This is a genomic window from Pseudomonas sp. MD195_PC81_125, from assembly GCF_014060985.1.
Classification (GTDB): domain Bacteria; phylum Pseudomonadota; class Gammaproteobacteria; order Pseudomonadales; family Pseudomonadaceae; genus Aquipseudomonas; species Aquipseudomonas parakoreensis.
In genome coordinates, this window is the sequence record NZ_JABULD010000026.1 from 1 (window position 1) to 12,104 (window position 12,104).

The window sequence follows — 12,104 nt, forward strand, 5'->3', positions numbered from 1 at the left end:
GCTTGCCAGCGATTGCGGCGGGTCAGACAAGATCTATTTCGACTGATACATCGCTATCGCTGGCAAGCCAGCTCCCACAGGGGTCTCGACAAGTCTGTAAGATTCCCGTTTCGTCTCACTGTACTCCCCGAGCCCATGCCGCAACCCGCCACCTCCAGACTCGCCCGCCTGCTGTTCGGCCTGCTGGCCTATGTCAGCCTCGGCATTGGCCTGATCGCCATCGTCGTGCCCGGCCTGCCGACCACCGAGTTCATCCTGCTCGCCGCCTGGGCTGCGACCCGCAGCTCGCCGCGCCTGAGCGCCTGGCTGGAAAACCATCGGCTGTTCGGGCCGATCCTGAGCAACTGGCGCAACGGCAAGATCATCGCGCGCAAGGCCAAGGTCAGCGCCACGATCAGCATGCTGCTGTGCGCGACACTGATGCTGGTGATGCTCGACCACGGCTGGCCGGTGTATCTGGCGATTGCCGGAATGAGCCTGGGCAATCTGTGGATCTGGTCGCGCCCGGAAGTGATCCCGCCTCCCGCCTGACCGTCCGCTATTTTTGGCAAATGAGCTTTTGTGGTGAGGGGATTCATCCCCGATGGCTGCGCAGCAGCCACTAATCAGGCTCCGCAGAGTTTCAGTTAAAAATGGTTGTCAGGTTTTGGGCCTGCTGCGCAGTCCATCGGGGATGAATCCCCTCACCACAAAGCCTCATCACCAAAAGCTCCTCAGTGTTCACCAGGCTGAAACTTCCCTGTAATTAATCGCCTTTTCAGCACATTCCCCTGCGCAAACGTTTAGCGCTGACCGTTCGTCGGCGAGCGCCTCATGCGCCGTCGCTGTGCGCCGATGAGCAATGCATGGCGCTGAATGGATTTGGCGAACCGGGTAGTTCATCCCCGCGGCCACCTGCTCATTCATTCACGAGATCGCCCCATGTTCGACTCTCTTTCCATTCGCCTGAAAATCGTCCTGCTCTCCGGTCTGTGTCTGCTCGGTGTGGTCGCGCTGATCGTCGGCATGAATATTTACCAGACCAACCAGAACGACGATCTGGTCAGTGACTCCAGCAGCAAAATGCTCACCGCCAGTGTGCAAAACCTGTTGCAGGCCAAGGCAGCCGAGCAAGCGGTGCGGGTACAGAAGACCTTTGGCGAAAGCCTGACGGTGATCACTGCCCTGGCCGACCAGATCAAGGACATGCGGGTGATGGCCGCCAAGCGTTCGCTGGACGCCGGTGCCCTGCGTGAAGAGTTGAACCAGAGCCTGAAAACCGCGTTCGAGCGCAACGACAAGGTGCTCGGCATCTGGCTCGCTTTCGAACCCAACGGCCTTGATGGCAAGGACAGCGAGTTCGTCAACGATGCTGCGCGCCAGTCCAACGAAGCCGGGCGCTTTGCGACCTACTGGAGCCGCGCTGCCGGTTCCGCGCTGAACACGATCATGGTCGAAGAAGACATGACCAAGACCACCCTCAGCGTCAGCGGCACGCCGTACAACAGCTGGTACACCTGCCCTCGCGACAACAAGCGCACCTGCCTGCTCGACCCGTACGCCGACACCGTGGGCGGCAAGGAAATGTTGATGACCACCATTTCCGTGCCGCTGATCGTCGACGGCAAGGCCATCGGCGTGGTCGGTGTCGACATCGCCCTCGATGCCCTGCAAGCAGCAGCGGTGGACTCCCAGCGCGACCTGTTCAACAACGCCGGGCACATGCTGATCGTCTCCGGCAGCGGCGTACTCGGCGCCGACAGTTCCGACGCGACCAGGGTCGGCAAAAAAAAATCAGCGATACCCTCGGCGCCGACGGCAAGGACCTGCTGCAACTGGTCAGCAGCGGCACGCCGAAGATTCTTGAACAGGGCGAGCTGATTCGCGCGGTGTACCCGGTCGATCCGATTGGCAATTCGCGGGCCTGGGGCGTGGTCATCGACCTGCCGAAACAGGTGCTGCTGGCCGACTCGGTCAAGCTGCAAGCGGTGCTCGACGATGCTCAGGAAACCGGTGTCATCACCGCGCTGCTGGTGGCCGTGGTCGCAGGTCTGGTCGGTTTGCTGCTGATCTGGCTCACCGCCTCGGGCGTGACCCGGCCGATCAACAGTGTCGCTGAAATGCTGAAGAACATCGCCAGCGGTGAAGGCGATCTGACCCAGCGCCTGAACTACAGCAAGAAGGATGAACTGGGCGAACTGGTGAACTGGTTCAACCGCTTCCTCGACAAGCTGCAACCGACCATCGCCCAGATCAAACAGAGCATCACCGAAGCGCGTGGCACTGCTGATCAATCCTCGGAAATCGCCCGCCAGACCAGCGAAGGCATGCAGGTGCAGTTCCGCGAAATCGATCAGGTCGCCACCGCGTCCAACGAAATGAGCGCCACCGCCCACGACGTCGCCAACAGCGCGTCGAACGCAGCAAACGCCGCCAAGGGCGCCGATCAGTCGGCCCGCGACGGCATGTCGATCATCGAACGCAGCACCCGCGACATCAATCAACTGGCCGACGAAGTCAGCAAAGCGGTGACCGAGGTCGAAGCACTGGCGGTCAACAGCGAGCAGATCGGTTCGGTGCTGGAAGTGATCCGCAGCATCGCCGAACAAACCAACCTGCTGGCGCTCAACGCCGCCATCGAAGCGGCCCGCGCCGGGGAAAGCGGTCGTGGTTTCGCAGTGGTCGCCGACGAGGTGCGCAACCTCGCCAAGCGCACTCAGGATTCGGTGGAAGAAATCCGCATCGTCATCGAGCGCATCCAGACCGGAACCCGTGGCGTGGTCGCGACCATGCATTCGAGCCAGACCCAGGCACACAACAACGCCGGGCAGATCCGTCAGGCCGTGGACGCGCTGGGCAAGATCAGCGACGCGGTCACCGTAATCAGCGACATGAACCTGCAGATCGCCAGCGCCGCCGAACAACAGAGCGCCGTGGCCGAAGAGGTCAACCGCAACGTCTCGGCGATTCGCACCGTGACCGAAACGCTGACCGAGCAAGCGACTGAGTCGGCGGCGATCAGCAGCCAGCTCAATTCCCTGGCAAGCCAGCAGATGAAGCTGATGGACCAGTTCCGCGTCTAGCAAACCGCAAAAATCCCTGCTCGCGAAGACGGCAGCACATTCAACATCAAAGTGAATGATCCACCGCTTTCGCGAGCAGGCTCGCTCCCACAGGGGTAAGTGTTCACCTGCCGGAATTTCATCTGACCCGAGATTTTTTTGCACTATCATCGCCCTCTCTCCCGGAGGGCCTTCGATGACTGATCTACTCACGTCCATTCAAGCCGCACTCGGCTTGCCCCACACGCCGATTCCGTTCACGGGCCATGGCGCCCTGCCCTCGGCATTCGCCGTGACCGACCTGGCCTGCGCCAGCATCGGCGCTGCCGGGCAGGCCGTCAGCGAACTGCTCCGGCAACAGACCGGGCACTTGCCCGCGGTGGAAGTCGATCGACGTCTGGCCTCGTTCTGGTTCGCCACTTCGCTGCGTCCGATGGGCTGGAACGTTCCGCCGCTGTGGGATCCGGTGGCCGGTGACTACGCAACCGAGGACGGCTGGATCCGCCTGCACACCAACGCCCCGCATCACCGCGCCGCCGCCGAACGCGTGCTGGGCGCCTGCGCCGACCGTGCCGCCATGGCAGCGAACGTCGCGCAATGGCGCAGTGCCGATCTGGAACAAGCAGTCGTCGACGCCAATGGCTGCGCCGCCGAAATGCGCAGTTGGGCGCAGTGGCAGCAGCATCCGCAGGGGCTGGCAGTGAATGCCGAACCGCTGGTGCATTTCCTCGATGCGCAGGATGAACACACCCGCGCGTGGCAAGGCTCGGCAGCGCAGCCGCTGGCCGGCCTCAAGGTGCTGGACCTGACCCGCGTGCTTGCCGGCCCCACCGCCAGCCGTTTCCTTGCCGGCCTCGGCGCCAATGTGCTGCGCATCGATCCGCCGACCTGGAACGAACCGGGCGTTATCCCGGACATGACCCTTGGCAAACGCTGCGCGCGGCTGGATCTGCAGCAACCGGCAGATCGCGTGGTGTTTGAACACCTGTTGCAGGACGCCGACATCCTCGTGCACGGTTACCGTGCCGACGCGCTGGAACACCTCGGCTTCGGCAGCGAGCGCCGGCGGCAACTGGCCCCGGGGCTGATCGACGTCTGCCTCAACGCCTACGGCTGGAGCGGCCCGTGGCAGAACCGCCGTGGCTTCGACAGTCTGGTGCAGATGAGCAGCGGCATCGCCGAGGCCGGGCAGCGCTGGAAGCACGCGGATCAACCGACGCCGCTGCCGGTGCAGGCGCTGGACCATGCAACCGGGTATTTGATGGCGGCGAGTGCGCTCCGGCTGTTGACGCAACGTTTGAAGACGGGTCGAGGTGGCTCGGCACGCTTGTCGCTGGCGCGCACCGCCAAGCTGTTGATCGAACAGGGGCCGGGGTCGAGCGAAGCGTTGCGGGCTGAAGATGCGCAGGATCAAAGTCTGTCGCTGGAGCAGACTCCATGGGGGCCGGCGCATCGCTTGCTGGTACCGGTGAATATCAGCGGGACGCCGCTGCAATGGCAGTTGCCGGCCACAGAATTGGGTTCACACAGCCCGCTATGGTGATGACCATTCGGGCCCCTTCGCGAGCAAGCTCGCTCCCACAGGGGAACAAATGTGGGAGCGAGCCTGCTCGCGAAGAGGCCCGCACTGACATCACCTACAACGACAACACCCCGCTGTACAACCCATACGCCGCCAGCCCCGCGCCGATGATCACGCCGGTGAAAATCACCTTCTCGACATGAGTGAACAACGGCTCGCCCTGCTCACGCTTGGCTTTGGCAAACAGCACCACCCCCGGCGCATACAGCAACGCCGACAGCAGCAGGTATTTCACTCCGCCGGCATACAACAGCCATACCGCGTAGCACAGGGCGATGCCGCCGATCAGCAGATCCTTGGTGCGCTCGGCCGAGGCATGTTCGTAGGTTTCGCCACGCCCGCTGAGCAACACCGCGTACGCCGCCGACCACAGGTACGGCACCAGAATCATCGACGAAGCGAGGTAGATCAGGCTGGTGTAGGTGCCGGCGGAAAACAGCGTGATCAGCAGGAAAATCTGAATCATCACGTTGGTCAGCCAGAGCGCATTGACCGGCACGTGGTTGGCGTTTTCCTTTTTCAGGAACGCCGGCATGGTCTTGTCCCGCGCCGTGGCAAACAGGATTTCGGCGCACAACAGCGCCCACGACAGCAACGCGCCGAGCAGCGAAACCGCCAGACCAAGGCTGATCAACAACGCGCCCCATGGCCCGACGATGTGTTCCAGCACCGCCGCCAGCGACGGGTTTTGCAGGGTCGCCAGTTCTGGCTGGCTCATGATCCCCAGCGACAGCACGTTGACCAGCACCAGCAGCGCCAGCACGCCGAGGAAACCGATCACCGTGGCGCGGCCGACATCGGTGCGTTTCTCCGCCCGTGCCGAGTACACGCTGGCGCCCTCGATGCCGATGAACACGAACACCGTCACCAGCATCATGTTGCGCACCTGATCCATCACCCCGCCGAAGCTCGGGTTGCTGCGGCCCCAGATGTCGCGGGTAAAGATATCGGCCTTGAACGCCACCGCCGCAATCACGATGAACATGATCAGCGGCACGATCTTGGCGACCGTGGTCACCTGATTGATGAAGGCCGCCTCCTTGATCCCGCGCATCACCAGAAAATGCACGGCCCACAACAGCACCGACGCACAGCCGATGGCGACCGGCGTGTTGCCCTGGCCAAACACTGGGAAGAAGTAACCGAGCGTGCTGAACAGCAACACGAAATAACCGACGTTGCCCAGCCAGGCGCTGATCCAGTAACCCCAGGCGGACGAGAAACCCATGTAGTCGCCAAACCCGGCCTTGGCGTAGGCGTAGACGCCGGAGTCCAGCTCAGGCTTGCGGTTGGCGAGGGTCTGGAACACGAACGCCAGGGTCAGCATGCCGATGGCGGTGATTCCCCAGCCAATCAGGATCGCCCCGGCATCGGCGCGCGCCGCCATGTTCTGCGGCAGGGAAAAAATCCCCCCGCCAATCATTGAACCTACAACCAGGGCGATCAACGCACCAAGGCGCAGCTTTTGCGTCGGTTGCGACATTCCAGTCTCCCTTTTCCTGACAACGGTTCTCGAAACCTGTTTATACCTGTGGCGAGGGGATTTATCCCCGATGGGTGGCATAGCCGCCCCAAAACCTGAGAACTCGTTCTGCCTGATACACCGCGCTGAATGGATCTGGGGCGGCTACGCCACCCATCGGGGATAAATCCCCTCGCCACAAGGTGTGTCTATTTCCGGGTATTAACTAAACGGATAAAGCGTAAGTACGTTTTTTGAATAACGCCAACCCCCCTCTTATATATAGCCAACAACGCTAACGCGTAGCACGACTAATCGCTTTTGTGCGCGAATCCTGATTATTCGATTCTGTACTGAAAACAGATGTGAAAAATTTGCCAAAAGCTGAAAACCAACTAGCGTGATAATTCCAAAGTAATAGGAGAAATTCCCAACCACATCTGCCGCAAGCCTCTGGAATGGGCCTCTTCGGGCAGCAGCTTTATGCCATCAGCCTTTTCATAAGTCATTCATTAACAATGGAATGTGGCCATGAACTGATCTAAGTCAGCTGTTTGAACAGACAACGGCACTACGCTGTGAACTCTTCTCTCCTGCAATGGAGTCATGCAATGTCTGAAGCTCCCGGAAAACTACGACTCGGTGCACTGGTTGCATTGGTAGTCGGTTCAATGATCGGTGGCGGGATATTCTCTTTGCCACAAAACATGGCCGCCAGCGCCGACGTCGGTGCAGTGCTGATCGGTTGGGCCATCACCGCTGTCGGCATGCTCACCCTCGCTTTTGTCTTTCAAACCCTCGCCAATCGCAAGCCTGACCTGGACGGCGGTGTCTACGCCTACGCCAAGGCCGGATTCGGCGATTACATGGGTTTCTCGTCCGCCTGGGGCTACTGGATCAGCGCCTGGCTGGGTAACGTCGGTTACTTTGTTCTGTTGTTCAGTACCCTCGGGTATTTCTTTCCGGTTTTCGGCGAAGGCAACACGGTGGCCGCCGTTATCGGCGCCTCGGTGCTGCTGTGGGCCGTGCATTTCCTGGTGCTGCGCGGAATCAAGGAAGCGGCGTTCATCAACCTCGTGACCACCGTCGCCAAGGTCGTACCGCTGCTGCTGTTCGTCCTGATCGCGGTCTTCGCCTTCAAACTGGACATCTTCACCGCTGACATCTGGGGCGTGAAAAACCCGGATCTGGGCAGCGTGATGAACCAGGTGCGCAACATGATGCTGGTCACCGTGTGGGTGTTCATCGGCATTGAAGGCGCGAGCATCTTCTCGGCACGGGCGGAAAAACGCTCCGACGTCGGCAAGGCCACCGTCATCGGCTTCATCACCGTGCTGCTGTTCCTGGTGCTGGTCAACGTGCTGTCGCTGGGCATCATGACCCAACCGGAACTGGCCAAACTGCAGAACCCGTCGATGGCTGCCGTGCTCGAGCACGTGGTCGGTCACTGGGGCGCGGTGCTGATCAGCGTCGGTCTGATCATCTCGCTGCTGGGCGCGCTGCTGTCGTGGGTGCTGTTGTGTGCGGAGATCATGTTCGCCGCCGCCAAAGACCACACCATGCCGGAGTTCCTGCGCAAGGAGAACGCCAACCACGTACCGGTCAATGCGTTGTGGCTGACCAACGCGATGGTTCAGCTGTTCCTGATCATCACCCTGTTTTCGGCCAGTACTTACCTGTCGCTGATCTACCTCGCCACTTCGATGATTCTGGTGCCGTACCTGTGGTCGGCGGCCTATGCCCTGCTGCTCGCGGTACGCGGCGAAACCTACGAAGGCTTCGCGGCCGAGCGGCGCAAGGATCTGATCATCGGTGGTATCGCCCTGATCTACGCGGTCTGGCTGCTGTATGCCGGTGGGGTGAAGTATCTGCTGCTCTCGGCCCTGCTGTATGCCCCCGGCGCGATCCTGTTCGCCAAGGCCAAGCTCGAACTCAAACAAGCGGTTTTCACCAACGTCGAGAAGCTGATTTTCGCCGCGGTGGTCGTCGGTGCCCTGGTGGCAGCCTACGGTCTCTACGACGGCTTCCTGACCCTGTAATTGCCCAAGTTTTTACCTCTGGAGGATCACTGCAATGACCACGGAAAAAGTTAAGTACGGCGTCCATTCCGAAGCCGGCAAACTGCGCAAAGTCATGGTTTGCTCCCCAGGTCTGGCCCACCAGCGGCTGACCCCGAACAACTGCGACGAACTGCTGTTTGACGACGTGCTGTGGGTCGCCCAGGCCAAGCGCGACCACTTCGACTTCGTGACCAAAATGCGTGAACGCGGGATCGACGTGCTGGAAATGCACAACCTGCTGACCGACATCGTCGCCATCCCGGAAGCACTGGACTGGATCCTCGAGCGCAAGGTCACTGCCGACTCGGTGGGCCTGGGCCTGATCAGCGAAGTCAAATCCTGGCTGAAAAGCCTTGAGCCACGGCACATCGCCGAATTCCTGATCGGTGGCGTGTCCGCCGACGATCTGCCGGACAGCTTTGGTGGCAAGACCATCCAGATGTTCCGCGACTTCCTCGGCCACTCCAGCTTTATCCTGCCGCCGCTGCCCAACACCCAGTTCACCCGCGACACCACTTGCTGGATCTACGGTGGCGTGACGCTGAACCCGATGTACTGGCCGGCGCGCCGTCAGGAAACCCTGCTGACCACTGCCATCTACAAATTCCATCCGCAATTCACCAACGCCGATTTCGAGATCTGGTACGGCGATCCGGACAAGGATCACGGCAGCTCGACGCTGGAAGGCGGCGACGTGATGCCGATCGGCAACGGCGTGGTGTTGATCGGCATGGGCGAACGCTCATCCCGACAGGCCATCGGCCAACTGGCGCTGAACCTGTTCAAGAACAAAGCCGTGGAGAAAGTCATCGTCGCCGGCCTGCCGAAGTCCCGCGCCGCGATGCACCTGGACACCGTGTTCAGTTTCTGCGACCGCGACCTGGTGACGATTTTCCCGGAAGTGGTGAACCAGATCGTCGCGTTCACCCTGCGCCCTGACGAAAGCAAACAGGGCGGCATCGACATCCGCCGCGAAGAAGGCAGCTTCCTCGACACCGTGGCCAAAGCCCTCAACCTGCCGAAGCTGCGCGTGGTGGAAACCGGCGGCAACAGCTTCGCTGCCGAACGCGAGCAATGGGACGACGGCAACAACGTGGTCGCGGTAGAACCGGGCGTGGTCATCGGCTATGACCGCAACACCTACACCAACACCCTGCTGCGCAAGGCAGGCGTCGAAGTCATCACCATCAGCGCCGGCGAACTCGGCCGTGGTCGCGGCGGCGGCCACTGCATGACCTGCCCGATCATCCGCGACCCAATCGATTACTAAACGACCATCTCCCCGGCCGCACTCACCCTGTAGCGGCCGGGCCGATTACCGAATCCAAGGAGAATCATCATGGCGTTCAACATCCACAACCGTAACCTGCTCAGCCTGGAACACCACACCCCGCGCGAGCTGCGTTATCTGCTCGACCTGTCCCGCGATCTGAAGCGCGCGAAATACACCGGCACCGAGCAGCAACACCTCAAGGGCAACAACATCGCCTGATCTTCGAAAAAACCTCGACCCGCACCCGCTGCGCGTTCGAAGTAGCGGCCTACGACCAAGGCGCCAACGTCACCTACATTGACCCGAACTCATCGCAGATCGGCCACAAGGAAAGCATGAAAGACACGGCCCGCGTGCTGGGTCGCATGTACGACGCCATCGAGTACCGTGGCTTCAAACAGGAAATCGTCGAAGAGCTGGCGAAGTTCGCCGGGGTCCCGGTGTTCAACGGCCTGACCGATGAATATCACCCAACGCAGATGATCGCCGACGTGCTGACCATGCGTGAACACGCCGACAAGCCGATCCACGAAATCAGCTACGCCTACCTCGGCGATGCGCGCAACAACATGGGCAATTCGCTGCTGCTGGTCGGTGCCAAACTTGGCATGGACGTGCGCATCTGTGCGCCAAAAGCCCTGTGGCCGCATGACGATCTGGTGGATCGCTGCAAGAAATACGCGGAAGAATCCGGTGCACGCATCACCCTCACCGAAGATCCGAAAGCGGCGGTCAAAGGCGTCGACTTCATCCACACCGACGTCTGGGTGTCGATGGGCGAACCGGTGGAAGCCTGGGCCGAGCGTATCCAGCAACTGCTGCCGTATCAGGTCAACGCCGAGCTGATGAAAGCCACCGGCAACCCGCGCACCAAGTTCATGCACTGCCTGCCGGCGTTCCACAACAGCGATACCAAGGTCGGCAAACAGATCGCCGAACAGTACCCGCACCTGGCCAACGGCATCGAAGTGACCGACGACGTGTTCGAGTCGCCCGCCTGCATCGCCTTCGAGCAAGCGGAAAACCGCATGCACACGATCAAGGCGATTCTGGTCTCGACCCTGGCTGATCTGTAAACCAATACAGCTCTCACTGACACGACACGGTCACTGTGGGAGCTGGCTTGCCAGCGATTGCGGTATGTCAGCCAGCGACAATGTTGCCTGATCCACCGCCATCGCGGGCAAGCCCGGCTCCCACAGGGATCGCATTCGTCCTGCGAGCTTTCACTGTTTTCCAGAAGGACATGCACCATGCGTATCGTCGTAGCTCTGGGCGGTAACGCCCTGCTCCGCCGTGGCGAGCCGATGACCGCTGACAACCAGCGCGCCAACATCCGCATCGCCACCGAGCAAATCGCCAAGATCCATCCCGGCAACCAACTGGTCATCGCCCACGGCAATGGCCCGCAAGTCGGCCTGCTGTCGCTGCAAGCAGCAGCGTATACCTCCGTCACCCCTTACCCGCTGGACGTGCTCGGTGCCGAAACCGAAGGCATGATCGGCTACATCATCGAACAGGAACTGGGCAATCTGCTGGACTTCGAGGTGCCGTTCGCCACCCTGTTGACCCAGGTTGAAGTCGACGCCAAGGACCCGGCCTTCCAGAACCCGAGCAAACCGATCGGCCCGGTCTACGAGAAAGCCGAAGCAGAAAAGCTCGCCGCTGAAAAAGGCTGGGCCATCGCTGCGGATGGTGACAAATTCCGCCGCGTGGTGGCCAGCCCTCGGCCAAAACGCATCTTCGAAATCCGTCCGATCAAGTGGCTGCTGGACAAGGGCAGCATCGTGATTTGCGCTGGTGGCGGCGGCATTCCGACGATGTACGACGAGCACCGTAACCTCAAGGGCATCGAGGCGGTGATCGACAAGGATCTGTGCTCGTCGCTGCTCGCCGAGCAACTGGAGGCCGATTTGCTGGTGATCGCCACGGACGTCAACGCGGCATTCATCGATTACGGCAAGCCGACCCAGAAAGCCATCGCCGAAGCGCACCCGGACGAACTCGAACGCCTCGGTTTTGCCGCCGGTTCCATGGGGCCGAAGGTACAGGCAGCTTGCGAGTTCGCGCGCCATACTGGCAAGGTCGCAGTGATCGGTTCGCTGGCGGACATCGAAGCCATCGTTCAGGGCACCGCCGGAACCCGTGTCAGCACCGCGAAGCCGGGCATCAGCTATCGATAACCAGAAACTCCGGGGGCAGGCCCAGGGTCTGCCCTTCTCCCATGCCTTGAGAAGGAGAAACCCATGGCCATATTCAACCCCGGTCATTTGCACATCGAGCGACATGCGTTGACGCCAGATGACGTCAGCTACGACCTGTGCCTCGACTATGAAGTGTTCACCGATCCGCAAAAAGGCAAAGGGATACAGTTCACCCTGCACGGCAATATGCAGGGCAAGGACATGAAGGAAGCGTTTTTCCTGCCCAAGGAAGAAGCTTACAACTTCGCCCGCGACGTGACCCGGATTGCCGAGAAGTACGGGATTCCAAAGGCTCACAGCCAGATCGGCTCGGTGCACAAGCATTACGATCTGATGTTTGAGGACATTCGGCAGAAGTTGAATATGCAATCCGGGGATCCGGTCAATCCCGAGCACTTCGAATAACCCCAGAATCAAAAGATCGCAGCCTTCGGCAGCTCCTACATTTATCGAGTTTCTCTGTAGGAGCTGCCGAAGGCCTG

9 protein-coding genes and 2 pseudogenes are annotated in these 12,104 nt (G+C 60.8%); 10 read left to right on the top strand and 1 reads right to left on the bottom strand.

The genetic code is table 11. The annotated features are described in order from the left end of the window. The first annotated feature begins 135 nt into the window (after positions 1 to 135). The 5 genes and pseudogenes from HT737_RS01135 to HT737_RS01145 all read left to right on the top strand — a co-directional run bounded on the left by HT737_RS01135 (position 136) and on the right by HT737_RS01145 (position 4,584). Complete coding sequence (locus HT737_RS01135) at positions 136 to 531, top strand: YbaN family protein (RefSeq protein WP_095668486.1); 396 nt, start codon at positions 136 to 138, stop codon at positions 529 to 531. Between the two features lie 390 nt (positions 532 to 921). Then, the gene (locus HT737_RS32515) at positions 922 to 1,860 is read left to right on the top strand and encodes a cache domain-containing protein (protein ID WP_374011121.1); all 939 of its coding nucleotides are present in this window, start codon (positions 922 to 924) and stop codon (positions 1,858 to 1,860) included. Positions 1,861 to 2,099: 239 nt separating this feature from the next. Beyond that, positions 2,100 to 2,156 (top strand): annotated as a pseudogene (locus tag HT737_RS32520) (hypothetical protein); the annotation flags it as partial. Between the two features lie 201 nt (positions 2,157 to 2,357). Then, positions 2,358 to 3,062: a methyl-accepting chemotaxis protein gene (locus HT737_RS32525; protein ID WP_374011122.1), complete on the top strand. Its 705-nt coding sequence runs from the start codon at positions 2,358 to 2,360 to the stop codon at positions 3,060 to 3,062. Positions 3,063 to 3,237: 175 nt separating this feature from the next. Continuing rightward, on the top strand, positions 3,238 to 4,584 hold the full coding sequence (locus HT737_RS01145; RefSeq protein WP_182401054.1) for a CoA transferase: 1,347 nt from the start codon (positions 3,238 to 3,240) through the stop codon (positions 4,582 to 4,584). A gap of 94 nt (positions 4,585 to 4,678) precedes the next feature. On the opposite strand, the gene arcD (HT737_RS01150) is transcribed toward HT737_RS01145, so the two are convergent. Continuing rightward, positions 4,679 to 6,106, bottom strand: coding sequence for an arginine-ornithine antiporter (arcD, locus tag HT737_RS01150; protein WP_121186840.1), 1,428 nt, complete (start codon positions 6,104 to 6,106; stop codon positions 4,679 to 4,681). 590 nt (positions 6,107 to 6,696) lie between these two features. Here arcD (HT737_RS01150) and arcD (HT737_RS01155) point away from each other — a divergent pair. From arcD (HT737_RS01155) to HT737_RS01175, 5 genes and pseudogenes are all read left to right on the top strand, one after another. Next, positions 6,697 to 8,124, top strand: coding sequence for an arginine-ornithine antiporter (arcD, locus tag HT737_RS01155; protein WP_041068609.1), 1,428 nt, complete (start codon positions 6,697 to 6,699; stop codon positions 8,122 to 8,124). A gap of 34 nt (positions 8,125 to 8,158) precedes the next feature. Beyond that, positions 8,159 to 9,415: an arginine deiminase gene (gene arcA / locus HT737_RS01160; RefSeq protein WP_047296012.1), complete on the top strand. Its 1,257-nt coding sequence runs from the start codon at positions 8,159 to 8,161 to the stop codon at positions 9,413 to 9,415. Between the two features lie 69 nt (positions 9,416 to 9,484). After that, a pseudogene (locus HT737_RS01165) lies at positions 9,485 to 10,494 on the top strand (ornithine carbamoyltransferase). Positions 10,495 to 10,671: 177 nt separating this feature from the next. Continuing rightward, positions 10,672 to 11,601 (top strand): carbamate kinase, encoded by a 930-nt coding sequence (gene arcC / locus HT737_RS01170; protein WP_041068605.1) that lies wholly within the window; start codon positions 10,672 to 10,674, stop codon positions 11,599 to 11,601. Between the two features lie 63 nt (positions 11,602 to 11,664). After that, positions 11,665 to 12,027, top strand: coding sequence for a DUF5064 family protein (locus HT737_RS01175; RefSeq protein ID WP_041068604.1), 363 nt, complete (start codon positions 11,665 to 11,667; stop codon positions 12,025 to 12,027). Positions 12,028 to 12,104: the final 77 nt, after the last annotated feature.